This is a genomic window from Scytonema sp. UIC 10036, from assembly GCF_009725235.1.
The window spans coordinates 1-14,974 of record NZ_WJFC01000112.1 but is presented as its reverse complement, the minus strand read 5'-3'; the positions used below and the strand labels follow the sequence as shown (position 1 = coordinate 14,974).

The 14,974-nt window shown below is 43.7% G+C and carries 13 protein-coding genes; 10 read left to right on the top strand and 3 right to left on the bottom strand.

Features of this window, described 5'->3' with window-relative positions; translation table 11 throughout:
• Positions 1–10: 10 nt before the first annotated feature.
• Positions 11–2,299, top strand: a complete 2,289-nt coding sequence (locus tag F7734_RS37470) for a CHAT domain-containing protein (RefSeq protein ID WP_155749537.1) — start codon at positions 11–13, stop codon at positions 2,297–2,299.
• A 574-nt stretch (positions 2,300–2,873) separates the two neighbouring features.
• Here F7734_RS37470 and nifT read toward each other — a convergent pair.
• Together nifT and F7734_RS37460 are read right to left on the bottom strand one after the other, a co-directional pair.
• Entirely contained in the window at positions 2,874–3,077 is a 204-nt protein-coding gene (gene nifT, locus F7734_RS37465) for a putative nitrogen fixation protein NifT (protein WP_155749536.1), read from the bottom strand.
• The gene (locus tag F7734_RS37460) at positions 3,074–3,340 is read right to left on the bottom strand and encodes a nitrogen fixation protein NifZ (RefSeq protein ID WP_155749535.1); all 267 of its coding nucleotides are present in this window, start codon (positions 3,338–3,340) and stop codon (positions 3,074–3,076) included. Before F7734_RS37460 ends, nifT begins: the two co-directional genes overlap by 4 nt.
• A gap of 1,027 nt (positions 3,341–4,367) precedes the next feature.
• On the opposite strand from F7734_RS37460, the gene nifB reads away from it, so the two are divergent.
• Together nifB and nifS are read left to right on the top strand one after the other, a co-directional pair.
• Positions 4,368–5,810 carry a nitrogenase cofactor biosynthesis protein NifB gene (gene nifB, locus F7734_RS37455; protein WP_155749534.1) on the top strand — a complete coding sequence of 481 codons (1,443 nt, stop codon included), beginning with the start codon at positions 4,368–4,370 and terminating at the stop codon, positions 5,808–5,810.
• Positions 5,811–6,033: 223 nt separating this feature from the next.
• On the top strand, positions 6,034–7,233 hold the full coding sequence (gene nifS / locus F7734_RS37450; protein WP_155749533.1) for a cysteine desulfurase NifS: 1,200 nt from the start codon (positions 6,034–6,036) through the stop codon (positions 7,231–7,233).
• On the opposite strand, the gene F7734_RS37445 is transcribed toward nifS, so the two are convergent.
• Positions 7,175–7,426, bottom strand: a complete 252-nt coding sequence (locus F7734_RS37445) for a hypothetical protein (protein WP_155749532.1) — start codon at positions 7,424–7,426, stop codon at positions 7,175–7,177. The genes nifS and F7734_RS37445 overlap by 59 nt on opposite strands.
• Positions 7,427–7,469: 43 nt before the next feature.
• On the opposite strand from F7734_RS37445, the gene nifU reads away from it, so the two are divergent.
• The 7 genes from nifU to nifE all read left to right on the top strand — a co-directional run.
• Entirely contained in the window at positions 7,470–8,396 is a 927-nt protein-coding gene (gene nifU / locus F7734_RS37440; protein ID WP_155749531.1) for a Fe-S cluster assembly protein NifU, read from the top strand.
• Between the two features lie 41 nt (positions 8,397–8,437).
• The gene (locus F7734_RS37435; RefSeq protein WP_155749530.1) at positions 8,438–8,614 is read left to right on the top strand and encodes a hypothetical protein; all 177 of its coding nucleotides are present in this window, start codon (positions 8,438–8,440) and stop codon (positions 8,612–8,614) included.
• The gene (nifH, locus tag F7734_RS37430; protein ID WP_155749529.1) at positions 8,607–9,500 is read left to right on the top strand and encodes a nitrogenase iron protein; all 894 of its coding nucleotides are present in this window, start codon (positions 8,607–8,609) and stop codon (positions 9,498–9,500) included. The genes F7734_RS37435 and nifH overlap by 8 nt, the downstream gene beginning before the upstream one ends.
• A 305-nt stretch (positions 9,501–9,805) precedes the next feature.
• Entirely contained in the window at positions 9,806–11,302 is a 1,497-nt protein-coding gene (nifD, locus tag F7734_RS37425) for a nitrogenase molybdenum-iron protein alpha chain (RefSeq protein WP_155749528.1), read from the top strand.
• Between the two features lie 178 nt (positions 11,303–11,480).
• Positions 11,481–13,019 carry a nitrogenase molybdenum-iron protein subunit beta gene (gene nifK / locus F7734_RS37420; protein ID WP_155749527.1) on the top strand — a complete coding sequence of 513 codons (1,539 nt, stop codon included), beginning with the start codon at positions 11,481–11,483 and terminating at the stop codon, positions 13,017–13,019.
• Positions 13,020–13,109: 90 nt separating this feature from the next.
• The gene (locus tag F7734_RS37415; RefSeq protein ID WP_155749526.1) at positions 13,110–13,424 is read left to right on the top strand and encodes a Mo-dependent nitrogenase C-terminal domain-containing protein; all 315 of its coding nucleotides are present in this window, start codon (positions 13,110–13,112) and stop codon (positions 13,422–13,424) included.
• A gap of 112 nt (positions 13,425–13,536) precedes the next feature.
• On the top strand, positions 13,537–14,974 hold a 1,438-nt coding region (gene nifE / locus F7734_RS37410; RefSeq protein ID WP_155749525.1), incomplete at its 3' end, for a nitrogenase iron-molybdenum cofactor biosynthesis protein NifE.

Genomic DNA, 14,974 nt, shown 5'->3' with positions numbered 1-14,974 from the left:
CACAGCATTAGTGGAATTTATTCGGACTGAATTTTGCATTTTTCCAACAGTATCCACAACACCTGAGAAATGGTGGAAGCCTGCTCGTTACTTAGCGTTTGTATTGCCTGCTAAAGATTCAAATAATATCCGTGTGGTTGATTTGGGTGAAGCCAAAGATATTGATGAGGTAATTGCTCAGTTCAGAACATCAATTACTAGTGAGGCTGAAAATCGAAATCCAGAGAACGTTCTACAAGAACTTATTCAGGCGGCAAACACAACTGATTTTCCTGACCTGCGTTCTGCAATTTATAAACCATTGCAGGAATATGGTTGGACTGAAACTAAACCCACAACATTTCGCAATGCCATCCCTAAACCTGAGAATATGCTGCAAAAGGTAAACACAAGTATTGGATATAGATTGCGAAAAATTCTATTTGACCCTTTATTGATAGCAATTGGCGATCGCAAACGTTTACTTTTAGCTCCCGATGGTGAATTAAACAAGCTACCCTTTGAGGTGTTACCTCTAGATGAAAATCGCCGATTGATTGACGAATACCATATTAGTTACCTCAGCACTGGTCGTGACGTGCTGTACTTCCAAGGGGTAACTAACATTCAACCTACAGAACCTTTAGTGTTTGCCGACCCAGATTTTAACCTCTGTGTTACAGAATCAACAACAGCTACAGAAAATTCTGCCTTTTCTGGGCGACACTCACAAGATTTAGAGCGGAATACTCTCTATTTTCAAGACCTGCCCGGTACACGGACTGAAGGGGAAAAAATTGCTGCTTTATTTGGTATAGAGCCTATCCTGGAAGGAAAAGTTTTAGAAACTCGTCTCAAGGCTTGCTGTTCACCATATATTCTGCATCTTGCCACTCATGGTTTCTTTTTAAAAGACCAGAAACGCGATCCACACTTAAAAACCCTAGAATATCTTGGTAATATGGACAGGTTATCAGGATATAGGCTAGAAAATCCCTTGCTGCGTTCGGGTTTGGCTTTAGCAGGTGTTAATACTTGGCTTCAAGGCAGATCGCTACCACTAGAAGCAGAGGATGGTATTCTCACTGCTGAAGATGTTTCCGGTTTAGACCTTTTAGACACTGAGTTAGTTGTACTTTCAGCTTGTGAAACAGGTTTGGGTGAAATACGCACGGGTGAAGGAGTCTTCGGATTGCGGCGAGCTTTTGTCTTAGCTGGCGCTAAGAGACTAGTAGTGAGTTTGTGGTCAGTGCCAGATCGGCAAACTCAGGAGTTAATGACAAACTTTTACGAGCGTATATTAAAGGGTCAACCTTGCGCCGATGCTCTCCGTGACGCTCAGTTAGAAATAAAGAGAGAATATCATAACCCCTTCTACTGGGGAGCTTTTATTTGTCAAGGAAATTCTAGCTCCATTCGTAAGATCGATAAGATTGAGAAAAGTCCCCGGCTTGTAGGCAAAGAACGTCAGCAAGCCTATCTAAATCTGGCTCATGCCCTTGTAGAATGTTCAGGCGATCGAGCACGCGAGCTTTTGAATGTTAATCAGGAGTTAGTTGACACTGGCTTGGTGGAAACTATAGAACAAGTCAGTGCTAAACTCAAACAAGAGGGTGATTGTGAGGCAGCTAATTTTCTAAGAACAATCGCCATTCAACTGGCAGCTGCCTTGGACAATCCTTTATCAGCAGGAACTCCTGTGGAAGCGCTAATTTTCTTGAATCAGCTATTTAGAGCAACAGTTGGCAGTCAAGGTAATTACCAAGTTGTTTATCCTTTGTTAAAAACTCATCTAAATCATCTTGACGAGCGGTTCGTGCAATTACTGCAACAGTGGTCAGAAGCAGTTTTTTCTACAGTTGACGCTAGTCAGAGCATATTAATTGTTCATGGATTATTTACCTTCGGTAAGCTGATTCAAGAATTTCCTTTAGGAGATCGCGCTAGTCATCTAAAAATTGCACAGGCTTGTTTCGAAATAGTACAAAAATGTAATAAGGAAGTTTTGGAAGAAGCCATACGTTTAGATCCCTATGACCCCCTAAACCATAGAACTCTGGCTGAGGTTCTCGAAGCCCAAGATCGACATGAGGAAGCAGTCAGAGCTTATCAAGAAACATCTATGGTGCTATTTCGAAAAGCAGAGGCTTGGCGCAATCTAGGACGCTACAAAGAAGCACTTCAGGCATTAGATGAAGCATTAGCTCTAGATTCCAACAACGCCTTGGCTCTGGTAAGCAAAACAGAAACATTAACCTTGTTAGATCGCTACGAGAATGGAGAAAGGGAAGCACAAAGCAATGAAACTGACAATTGGTAATTGGTAACTCATATAGCAATTCTATTTGATTTATAAACACGTAGGTGGGCATTGCCTATCCTACAGTACTTAATGACCTCAATCATTATGGATTTAAACCTATATTCGATCCAGTTACTTATTCATTAGAAATTCAACCTTTATGGACTAAGTACAGCATTTCATAAATTTGTGACGAATTGAATGGTTTGCTGGTAAGACTTTTCAGGGACTCAATAACGCTACGAACTTGTGCAAAGCTGTACTAAGCTAGTTGATATTCCAGAAGATGCACAGCGTTAGAATTCCGGGCTGATGATGTTAGTCGTGACACCCGATTCAAGGAAGAGACGCGGAGACTGTGGGACGCGGGGACGCGAAGACATTACATAGGGGGATTGAACCCCAACTGAAATGAAGCAACTTATAGAAATTGGGGTTTTAGACCCTTTGGGGCTGTCGCCCCGGACAAGGGAGCAAGCGACTCTCCGCGTCTGGTGTGTCTCTACGCCCCGTGTCTCTTTGATAAAGTTAAAACCACAATAAGCTCTTAGAGAAGTTATCGCATTGTGTCAGTTACATAAGTCATGGTAGCCTAAGATAACCTTTTAGCCTCTATCGTTTGTGGTAATCGTAAAGGTTCTGGTAAATTTGGGATCGCTAGCTTCCAACCATTTGCTAAGGTTAAAATTTTACCCTCACATCCTTCTGTTTCCTTTACTACTTCTTCCTCAAGATCTTTTTTAGCAAGATAAACTACTAGATGTCCCGCAGCATTCTGACGAAGCATGGCTTTCATTTGATTTCCTCAACAGTTTCTAGTTCTTTTTTGCGACAACCGACGATAAAGCCCCGCTCGATGAAATGCACTGCATATATATAGGAATTTTGCAAAAATGTCCCGATACTAACGACATAGCCGATTTCTCCCTTTTTTGCTAGTGTTGCCCCAATTTCTTGACCGGGGTATGTGCCATCGTTACGGATTAGCTTACGAGTTCTTACTTTTGAACCAATTTCAAAGACTGGTGGCAAGTCTAGTTCTAATTCATCTAATTGCATAGGATTACCTCTGGGATGGAACTAAACTCACTTGCAAGTAGTGTAGTGTCGTTAATAACGAGCACATTTATATACACAACGCCTCTTGTGTTTGCAATTGTAGCCATATGTTACTTATATCTATCAAGCGGATCTAACCAAACCATTGGTTACATTAGCTTGTACTCAACTACTAACAATCCTGATTCAATCAGTATTTACAAGCTGAAAAAAGTTTTTTTCAGGTCAGGGTACTAGTATTTATTAGGGTAGGGAGTGAATATTTATTTACTCAAGACTAAATTTTTAGCAAAGCAGAATTTGAAGGCATTTTTGTAGTGATTTCTTGGATATATCAACTTTTACTCCTCTGCACTTGCAGATGAAATTTATAGAAAATTTCTGTATAGCCATATACAATATACGGTTATATTGTTAAGTTTCGGAAAAACAGACCTCTTACTCTATTTTATTTTAAAGTTTCCATCTGTATATCTAGACACAATTCCTGGAGGCATTTAGTTTTTTAAGTAAAAAAGTGCTATTCTTAGATACAGAATTGAATTTCGCTAAGCGACTGGCGTAGTCTGTAGTTAACTACTCCAGTTCTTCATATCCGAACTACCTAAGTCAAAGTGCTTTAAAGAGTGTTCTAACGCGATCTGAGTACAAATCAGGAAAAACCAAAAAACTGCTCAAATGACACTCAAAGTATTGCTAGTACTGCGTTGAAGTTGAGTACAGAAATACTTGAACCCCTTCACCATAAATACTCGTACCCTGTCCAGAAAATACTAGTACCCATACCTAAAAATTTTTTTAAAAGTTTTTAAAACCTTGTTAATTATAAGCTTTAATTCTTGAGTACAAGCTTAATCAATTTAATAAACTATAAATAAAACTGGCAATTTCCTTGTTTGAGGCGGCTGCTATAAATAAAACAAGTATCGCTAAACACTGAACAAACAAAAACTAGACAATTATAACTATCAAAGGTTGTAGCGATTTCCATAATGCCAACCTCCAATGCTAACAGCAGCGAAATTCAATGACACCACCTACAGGACTCCTAACTTCTACCACAACGGAAACAAAAACGAAAACCAAATCTGGTAGTTGTGCTTGCACCAGCAAAACCAATGCCACAACTGGTTTAGATGAAAAAATCAGGGCGCGGATTGAGAAACATCCTTGCTATAGCGAAGAAGCTCACCACCACTACGCTAGAATGCATGTTGCAGTAGCACCAGCTTGCAACATCCAGTGCAACTACTGCAATCGCAAATACGACTGTGCTAATGAAAGCCGCCCTGGTGTTGTCAGCGAACTCCTGACTCCAGAAGAAGCAGCGCACAAAGTTTTAGTGATTGCAGGCAAAATTCCCCAAATGACCGTATTGGGAATTGCGGGACCTGGAGACCCTCTCGCAAACCCAGAAAAGACTTTCCGCACCTTTGAGTTGATTGCAGAGAAAGCACCAGATATCAAACTTTGCCTGTCAACCAACGGATTGATGCTTCCCGATTACGTGGATCGGATTAAACAACTCAATATCGATCACGTCACCATAACTATAAATATGGTAGACTTGGAGACTGGGGCAAAAATTTATCCTTGGGTTCATTATAGACGGAAGCGCTACAGAGGTATTGAAGGTGTTCGCATTCTGCACGATCGCCAAATGGAAGGATTGCAAGCCCTCAAAGAAGCAGATATCCTTTGCAAAGTCAATTCGGTCATGATTCCGGGAATTAACGACGAACACTTGATGGAAGTCGATGAAGTCATCCGTTCTAAAGGTGCATTCCTCCACAACATTATGCCCTTAATTTCCGCTCCCGAACACGGCACTCACTTTGGTTTGACAGGTCAACGCGGTCCTACAGCTAAAGAACTGAAGGCGTTACAGGATAAATGTTCGGGCAATATGAAAATGATGCGTCACTGCCGTCAGTGTCGTGCCGATGCGGTGGGATTGTTAGGTGAAGACCGAAGTCAAGAATTTACTAAAGAGAAATTTATGGCAATGACTCCCGAATACAACTTGGAGCAACGCCAACAAGTCCATGCAGGCATAGAGAAGTCTCAGAAAGAAATCAAAGCCGTTAAGGAAAAAGTCGTAGAGACATTGCATGACAAGTCTCGACAGAACAACCCAAAGATCTTAGTTGCAGTCGCTACGAAAGGCGGTGGTTTAGTTAACCAGCACTTCGGTCACGCTAAAGAGTTTATGGTTTACGAAGTGGATGGTAACAGTGTTAAGTTTGTCGGTCATCGCAAAATTGACCACTATTGTCAAAGTGGATATGGAGAAGAAGCTACTTTAGACAATATTATTAAAGCTATTTCCGATTGCAAAGCGGTTTTGGTTTCTAAAATTGGTCACTGTCCTCAAGAACAATTGCAGAAAGCTGGCTTACAGACTGTTGAAGCTTACGATGTGATTGAAAAAGTTGCTTTAGAATTTTACGAGCAATGGATTAGGGATTAGGGATTAGGGACTGGGGATGGGAAATAATACCATTTTGGATTTTAGATTTTAGATTTTGGATTGAGAAAGTCTTGTCAAGACTGGATTCGAGTTAAATATCTGTCGCATTCTTTGTTCAAATTGGTATAAGCATTAAATAAATTCTTCTCCAATACCCAATATCCAATCCCTAATTCTTCAAGAAATTTTCCAAGCACAAGTGAGAAGTGGTGAGTGTAGAAACATGAGTGTGATTTATTTAGATAACAATGCTACAACAAAGGTAGATGAGCAAGTTTTAGAGGCGATGCTGCCCTACTTCAAAGAGTTTTACGGTAACCCTTCTTCGATGCACACCTTTGGCGGACAAGTGGGGAAAGCACTCAAGCAAGCAAGAGCGCAAGTCGCAGCCTTGTTGGGATCTGAGGATTCTGAAATTATCTTCACCAGTTGCGGTACTGAAGCAAATAACGCAGCCATCAAGGCAGCTTTAGCAGCGCAATCTGAGAAGCGCCACATTATTACCACTCAGGTAGAGCACGCAGCAGTACTTAATGTCTGCAAGCAATTAGAAAAACAGGGCTATGTAGTAACCTACTTATCTGTGGACAGCAAGGGACAAATCGACTTGATGGAACTGGAAGCCGCCCTGACTGGTAATACTGCTTTAGTTTCTACCATGTACGCCAACAATGAAACCGGTGTGGTTTTCCCCATTGAGCAGATTGGGTTGCGAGCGAAGGAAGTGGGTGCTATCTTTCACGTAGATGCGGTACAGGCGGCGGGGAAAGTTCCTCTCAACCTCAAGACCAGCAGCATTGATATGCTTACCTTGTCCGGTCACAAACTCCATGCTCCCAAAGGTGTGGGTGCGCTGTACGTAAGACGTGGTGTGAGGTTCCGTCCCCTTTTAGTAGGCGGACACCAAGAACGGGGACGCAGAGCAGGTACAGAGAATGTTCCCGGTATTATAGGTTTGGGCAAAGCGGCAGAATTAGCCCAGGTACATTTAAAAAATGTGAAACAGGAACAGGCGTTGTGCGATCGCTTGGAAAAAGGTTTGCTTGCTGCTATCCCCGACACTGAAGTCAACGGTCATACAACTTCTAGATTGCCCAACACCACTAACATTGGTTTCAAGTACATTGAAGGCGAAGCAATTTTGCTATCTCTCAACCAATATGGAATTTGTGCCTCTTCTGGTTCCGCTTGCACTTCTGGTTCCTTAGAACCCTCCCACGTTTTGCGGGCAATGGGCTTACCCTACACCATTTTGCATGGTTCAATTCGCTTCAGTCTTTCGCGTTACACAACTGAAGCCGAGATCGATCGAGTCTTAGAGGTAATGCCCTCAATTGTCGAACGCTTGCGGGCTATTTCTCCTTTCAACAACGACCAAGCTGACTGGCTGCAAGAGCGGGAGCAAGCGCTGGTGGTGAGTTAGGAGACAAGGGAGACAAGGGGGACAAGGGGGACAAGGGAGGATAATTAATTTCTAATCTCCAAGCCAAAATCCAAAATCCAAAATCTAAAATCCAAAATCCAAAATCCAAAATCCAAAATCCAAAATCTAAAATCCAAAATCCAAAATCCAAAATCCAAAATCCAAAATCCAAAATCCAAAATCCAAAATCCAAAATCTAAAATCCAAAATCCAAAATCCAAAATCCAAAATCGGTTATGTGGGACTATACAGATAGAGTACTAGAACTTTTTTACAATCCGAAAAACCAAGGTGCAATAGAAGATAGCAACAAACCAGGAGTAGCAGTTGTTTTTGGTGAGGTGGGTAGTATCGCCTGCGGAGATGCTTTGAAACTGCATCTCAAAATAGAGGTAGACAGCGATAAAATCCTTGATGCTCGTTTCCAGACTTTTGGCTGCACCAGCGCGATCGCTTCTTCCTCGGCTTTGACTGAGTTAATCAAGGGTTTAACCTTAGATGAAGCGCTCAAAATTACCAACAAGCACATTGCAGAATACTTAGGCGGATTGCCAGAAGCAAAGATGCATTGTTCGGTAATGGGTCAAGAAGCACTAGAAGCAGCGATTTTCAAATACCGAGGTATTCCGCTACATGCTCATGAAGATGATGAAGGAACATTGGTTTGTAGTTGCTTTGGTATCAGCGAGTCTAAGATTCGCCGTGCCATTCGGGAAAACAACCTCACGACTGCTGAACAAGTAACAAGCTATGTTAAGGCGGGTGGCGGGTGCAGTTCTTGTCTGGCAGATATTGATGACTTGATCGCTACAGTAGCAAAGGAATTATCTGTATCTGCCGATTCTAGCCCCCATAATTTAGATGGAAAAATTGCTATAGGTAGTCCCTCTGTTAAGGAGCAACCCCAACGAGCGCTGACGAACGTGCAAAAAATTGCCCTGATTCAAAAAGTTCTGGATGAAGAAGTTAGACCCCTATTGATTGCCGATGGGGGAGATGTAGAACTGTACGATGTGGATGGTGATTTCGTCCAAGTAGTGCTACAAGGTGCTTGCGGTTCTTGCTCTAGCAGTACGGCGACGCTCAAGGTTGCCATTGAAGCAAAGTTGCAAGAGCGTGTTAGCCAAAACTTGTTAGTAAAAGCAGTTAATCCAATGATTTAGCTGGAGTAGGGGTAATTAGCAATTACCGTTGACCAAAATATATGCACAATTTCTCTTTTCTAGTTGCAAATGTTTTAGCAGTTGAGCGTGCGCCTCCATCGGGGCTTAGCGCTTCGACACCACTAACGTTCTCAGGAGCGATCGCCCTTGGCAACAAGCGCAATCGCATCTATGAACTTCAGCCAACACCTTATTTTAGGAACAACAACCATGACTGACAAAATTAGACAGATAGCATTTTACGGTAAAGGCGGTATCGGTAAGTCCACAACATCTCAAAACACGATTGCCGGTCTTGCGGAAATAGGTCAACGGATCATGATCGTAGGATGCGATCCAAAAGCTGATTCCACCCGCCTAATGCTGCACAGCAAAGCCCAAACCACCATTTTACACCTAGCTGCTGAGCGCGGCGGAGTTGAAGATTTAGAACTGGATGAAGTTTTGTTAACTGGTTATCTAGGCGTCAAGTGCGTGGAGTCAGGCGGTCCCGAACCAGGAGTCGGTTGTGCTGGACGCGGTATCATCACCGCAATTAACTTCTTAGAAGAAAACGGTGCTTACCACGACCTGGATTTTGTTTCTTACGATGTCTTGGGCGACGTGGTTTGCGGTGGCTTTGCTATGCCAATTCGCGAAGGAAAAGCACAAGAAATTTACATAGTTTGTTCCGGTGAAATGATGGCAATGTATGCCGCCAACAACATTGCACGAGGCATTCTCAAGTATGCTCATTCCGGTGGCGTGCGCTTGGGCGGTCTGATCTGCAACAGCCGCAAAGTCGATCGAGAAATTGAATTGATTGAGGCACTCGCTGAAAAACTTAATACTCAAATGATTCACTTTGTTCCTCGTGACAATGTGGTGCAACACGCAGAACTGCGCCGTATGACAGTTATTGAATACGCTCCTAATCATCCTCAAGCTGATGAGTACCGTGCTCTGGCTAAGAAAATACAAGAGAACACCAAGCTAACTATTCCAACCCCTATCTCAATGGATGAACTGGAAGAACTACTGGTGGAATTCGGTATCCTCGGCGGCGAAGAAGAGTATCAAAAAGCGCTTGCAGAAGACGCAGTTAAAACAGTTGCTGTTGTTTAAGCTGGGGAGGTGGAGAGATGGGGGAGTTTTTTTCTCCTCTACTCCTAGCACTGTCAAGGTGACTCATAAAATTTTGATTCAGGTGGCGATTTCTCTTGTTTTCTCTCTGTGTTCTCTGCGTACTCTGCGGTTAAAAAGTTATTTATTTAACCACAGAGGCGCAGAGTACGCAGAGGTAAGAGAGAGCTATTAATTTCCCGAAGTTTTTATCCACCTTGATAGGGCTACTCCTCTACTCCCTACCCCCGACCTTCTGCCCCCTATTCTCCAAACACTTCCATCGCAAATAGTCAAGAAGAAAAACTATGACACCTCCCGAATCCGCGATAATAGAACAAACTACTACTGAGGTAGCAACGTCAGAAGTTGATAAAAAAGGTTTGATCCAAGAAGTTCTAGAGGCATATCCCGAAAAATCGAAGAAAAAGCGGGAAAAACACTTAAACGTTTACGAAGAAGGCAAGTCCGATTGCGGCGTTAAGTCCAACATCAAATCCGTTCCCGGTACAATGACTACCCGTGGTTGCGCCTATGCCGGCTCAAAGGGTGTGGTTTGGGGTCCTATTAAGGATATGATCCATATCAGCCACGGTCCTGTTGGTTGCGGTTACTACTCCTGGTCAGGTCGTCGCAACTACTATATTGGTACCACTGGCATCGACACTTTTGGTACAATGCAGTTTACTTCCGACTTTCAAGAACGGGACGTTGTATTTGGTGGAGACAAAAAACTTGCTCGGTTAATCGATGAACTTGAAAATTTGTTCCCTTTAAATCGCGGAATTTCCATTCAATCCGAGTGTCCGATTGGTTTGATTGGGGACGATATCGAAGCCGTTGCGAAGAAAAAATCTAAAGAAATTAACAAGACTGTTGTTCCGGTGCGTTGCGAAGGTTTCCGGGGCGTGTCTCAGTCCCTCGGACACCACATTGCCAACGACACTATTCGTGACTGGGTGTTCCCTAAAGCTGACAAAGCCAAGAAAGAAGGTACTCTCGGTTTTGAACCCGGTCCTTACGATGTTGCTATCATCGGTGACTACAACATCGGTGGAGATGCCTGGTCTAGCCGCATTCTACTAGAAGAAATTGGCTTGCGGGTTGTGGCTCAGTGGTCTGGAGACGGCACCTTGAACGAGATGATGCTGACATCTAGTGTAAAACTGAACCTGGTTCACTGTTACCGATCTATGAACTACATCTCCCGCCACATGGAAGAAGCGTATGGTATTCCCTGGTTGGAGTATAACTTCTTTGGTCCTACGAAGATTGCTGAGTCATTGCGGGAAATTGCTTCCAAATTTGACGAAACCATTCAAGCGAAAGCTGAAGACGCGATCGCCAAGTATCAAGCTCAAACCGATGCAGTCATTGCTAAATATCGTCCGCGCTTGGAAGGTAAAACTGTTGCTCTGATGGTTGGTGGATTGCGTCCTCGTCACGTTGTTCCTGCTTTCCAAGACCTCGGCATGAAGCTCATTGGCACGGGATACGAATTCGGTCATAATGATGACTACAAACGCACGACTCACTATGTCGAGAACGGCACGTTGATTTATGACGATGTATCTGCTTATGAGTTTGAGCAGTTCGTTAAAGCACTCAAACCCGATTTAATCGCCTCTGGTATTAAAGAGAAGTACGTCTTCCAGAAGATGGCGCTTCCCTTCCGTCAAATGCACTCGTGGGACTATTCCGGACCGTACCATGGCTACGACGGATTCGCAATCTTTGCCCGTGACATGGATCTCGCACTCAACAGCCCGACCTGGAGTTTGATTGGTGCGCCTTGGAAAAAGTAATGCGATGGCAACACCTAGATGGGTAAAGGAGGGGAAGAGTAAAAAGATAGAGACCCGCACCTCTCACCCCTCACCGCTCGTAAATGTCTACCCAAATCTACCCACAAGTGAACAAATCTGGATAAACACGGAGAAATAGCGGTCAATTTTTCCTCCCCCCCAAAATTGGAGAACATCAATGGCACAGAATGACATAAACAAAATTAAGGATCACGCCGAACTCTTCCAGCAGCAAGAATACCAAGAGCTATTTCAAACGAAGAAAGCGTTTGAAGGTGGACACGATCCTGAAGAAGTAAAACGCATTGCTGAATGGACAAAAACTTGGGAATACCGGGAAAAGAATTTTGCTCGTGAAGCGTTGACCGTTAATCCCGCGAAAGCTTGCCAACCTCTAGGAGCAATTTTAGCAGCCGTTGGCTTTGAAGGAACACTACCTTTTGTACATGGTTCTCAAGGCTGCGTTGCTTACTTCCGCAGTCACTTCACCCGTCACTTCAAAGAACCATTTTCTGCCGTATCCTCTTCCATGACGGAAGATGCAGCTGTATTCGGCGGTTTGAAGAACTTGGTTGAAGGATTGGGAGTTTCCTACAACCTCTACAAGCCCAAGGCGATCGCTGTCTGCACTACCTGCATGGCAGAAGTGATTGGGGATGACCTGCAAGCCTTTATCAGAACTGCCAAAGAGGAAGGAGCGGTTCCTGAAGAATTTCCTGTACCCTATGCTCACACACCTAGTTTTGTCGGTTCCCACATTTTGGGATATGATAACATGATGAAGGGTATTCTGTCGAATTTAACTGAAGGTAAGAAGCAAGACAGCACCAACGGCAAGATTAACTTCATTCCTGGATTTGAAACCTACATTGGCAACCTGCGTGAGATTAAGCGGATTGCAAATTTGATGGGAATTGACTATACTCTGTTGGCAGATAATTCAGAATACCTAGATTCTCCCAATAATGGGGAATACAATATGTATCCTGGTGGTACTAAGCTAGAAGACGCAGCTGATTCGATCAATGCGGAAGCAACAATCGCACTCCAAGCATACTCCACTACCAAAACTCGCGACTACATCGAACATGAATGGGGTCAAAAGACCTACGTTACCCGTCCAGTTGGGATTCGTGGAACCGATGAGTTCTTAATGAAGTTGTCTGCTTTGACAGGAAAACCGATTCCCCAAGAACTGGAGGATGAGCGGGGACGTGCAGTAGATGCATTAACTGATTCTCAGGCATGGTTGCACGGCAAGCGGATTGCGATGTATGGTGACCCCGATCTGGTGTTTGGTTTGACTCAATTTTTATTAGAAATCGGTGCAGAACCAATTCACATCGTTGTCAGCAATAGCAACGAACACTTTGAAGCAGAACTGAGAGCACTGCTCGACTCTAGCCCCTTTAGTCAAGGTGCCACCATTCACGGTGGGCGCGACTTGTGGCATATGCGCTCTTTAATGTTTACGGAACCCGTTGATTTGCTCATCGGCAATTCCTACGGCAAGTATCTCTGGCGAGACACGAAAACCCCCATAGTGCGGATTGGCTACCCGATCTTCGATCGCCACCACCTTCACCGCTACGCTACCTACGGCTACCAAGGTACTATCAACTTGCTTAACTGGATTGTCAACACAATTTTAGATGAGTTGGATCGCAATACAATCATTCCGTCTAAGACTGATATTTCCTACGACTTAATTCGATAGTGACAGGGTAATCGGTAATCGGTAGAAAGGAGATTTTATCAATTGCCAATTACCTTTTCCCAAGTATATGCTCAATTTATCTTGCCTACCATGACTACCATCACCCAAACCGACGAGCGCTCTCTAATTCCTGAAAAAACTCCAGGCTTCGATCTTCTCTCTCCCCTACGCCGATGGGTCAATGAAATTCAAGTATGCGATCGTCGTGTTGCTCATCTATGTTGCCGACTCATTCCTTGTTGCTGCCCGTTTGAACGAGATCTTAAATTGTTAGGACATACTTTCCACATTCCCGCACTCTGCAAATTAAATCCACTTTATGACGAACTTGTAGGATTGCGCTTCCGCAGCCTGTCCTACCTCTCAAATGATTGTGGTGAGGATGTTACGAAATATATTTGTTAGTGATTAGTGGTTAGTGGTTAGTGGTTAGTAGTACTTTTTGACAACCAACGACCAACAACCAACAACCAACAACTAACAACCAACAACTAACAACTAACAACTAACAAATACGATGAAAATCACCCAAGGCAAAATTAACGAACTGCTCAGTGAGCCAGGATGCGAACACAATCACCACAAGCACGGGCAGAAGAAAAATAAGTCTTGTCAGCAACAAGCCCAACCAGGTGCTGCTCAAGGAGGTTGTGCTTTTGATGGAGCATCAATCGCCTTAGTTCCAATTACTGATGTTGCTCATTTAGTCCACGGACCTATTGCTTGCGCTGGAAATTCTTGGGGTAGTCGTGGCAGTCTTTCCTCTGATTCTCATCTCTACAAAATGGGTTTTACGACTGACTTGAATGAGAATGATATAATTTTTGGTGGAGAAAAAAAGCTGTACAAAGCCATTTTAGAAGTACAGCAACGCTATCAACCTGCAGCAGTGTTTGTTTACGCTACTTGCGTGACTGCGCTGATTGGAGATGATTTGGATGCAGTCTGCGAAGCCGCTGCTAAGAAAACAGGTACACCCGTTATCCCTGTCAATTCCCCTGGTTTTATTGGTAGTAAAAATCTTGGTAATCGAGTGGGTGGGGAAGCCTTACTAGAATACGTTATCGGCACTGCCGAACCAGAATTGACCACCCCTTATGATATTAACCTGATTGGTGAGTACAACATTGCCGGAGAATTGTGGGGAGTTCTGCCTTTACTGGAGAAATTGGGTATTCGAGTCTTAGCCAAAATTACGGGTGATGCTAAGTACAACGAAGTGTGCTACGCTCACCGAGCCAAGCTCAATGTCACGATCTGCTCCAAAGCCTTAATCAATGTGGCGAGAAAGATGGAGGAACGCTATGGTATCCCCTACATTGAAGAATCTTTCTACGGTGTAGAGGACATGAATCGCTGTTTGCGGAATATCGCTGCAAAACTGAGTGAGTTTCTTGGGGATAATTGCGCTGCACGCGATTTGCAAGAACGAGTAGAGAAATTAATTGCAGAAGAAACTGCTGCTCTAGATATTGCCCTAGCTCCCTATCGCGATCGTCTTCAAGGTAAACGCGTTGTCCTTTATACAGGAGGTGTGAAAAGTTGGTCGATTATTTCTGCTGCAAAGGACTTAGGTATGGAAGTTGTCGCTACTAGCACAAAGAAAAGTACGGAGGAGGATAAAGCTCGCATCAGAGAATTACTGGGCAAAGATGGCATCATGCTGGAAAAAGGCAATGCCCAAGAACTGCTACGGACGATCGCTCAAACAAAAGCTGATATGTTGATTGCTGGTGGTCGCAATCAATACACTGCCCTCAAAGCCCGCATCCCATTTTTAGATATCAATCAAGAACGGCACCATCCTTATGCGGGATATGCGGGTATGGTTGAAATGGCGCGAGAACTTGATGAAGCCCTTCATAGTCCCGTATGGGAACAAGTACGTAAACCTGCACCTTGGGAAGAGGGAGCAGGGGAGGTAAGGGGGACAAGGGGGACAAGGGAGACAGGGG

What these genes read in the sequence shown, in the direction of transcription:
- F7734_RS37460 (WP_155749535.1), bottom strand. Translation starts at nt 3,340, where the DNA reads ATGCAATTAGATGAATTAGAACTAGACTTGCCACCAGTCTTTGAAATT.
- nifB (WP_155749534.1), top strand. Translation starts at nt 4,368, where the DNA reads ATGACACCACCTACAGGACTCCTAACTTCTACCACAACGGAAACAAAA.
- nifK (WP_155749527.1), top strand. Translation starts at nt 11,481, where the DNA reads ATGGCACAGAATGACATAAACAAAATTAAGGATCACGCCGAACTCTTC.
- nifD (WP_155749528.1), top strand. Translation starts at nt 9,806, where the DNA reads ATGACACCTCCCGAATCCGCGATAATAGAACAAACTACTACTGAGGTA.
- F7734_RS37415 (WP_155749526.1), top strand. Translation starts at nt 13,110, where the DNA reads ATGACTACCATCACCCAAACCGACGAGCGCTCTCTAATTCCTGAAAAA.
- nifS (WP_155749533.1), top strand. Translation starts at nt 6,034, where the DNA reads ATGAGTGTGATTTATTTAGATAACAATGCTACAACAAAGGTAGATGAG.
- nifH (WP_155749529.1), top strand. Translation starts at nt 8,607, where the DNA reads ATGACTGACAAAATTAGACAGATAGCATTTTACGGTAAAGGCGGTATC.
- nifT (WP_155749536.1), bottom strand. Translation starts at nt 3,077, where the DNA reads ATGAAAGCCATGCTTCGTCAGAATGCTGCGGGACATCTAGTAGTTTAT.
- F7734_RS37435 (WP_155749530.1), top strand. Translation starts at nt 8,438, where the DNA reads ATGCACAATTTCTCTTTTCTAGTTGCAAATGTTTTAGCAGTTGAGCGT.
- nifU (WP_155749531.1), top strand. Translation starts at nt 7,470, where the DNA reads ATGTGGGACTATACAGATAGAGTACTAGAACTTTTTTACAATCCGAAA.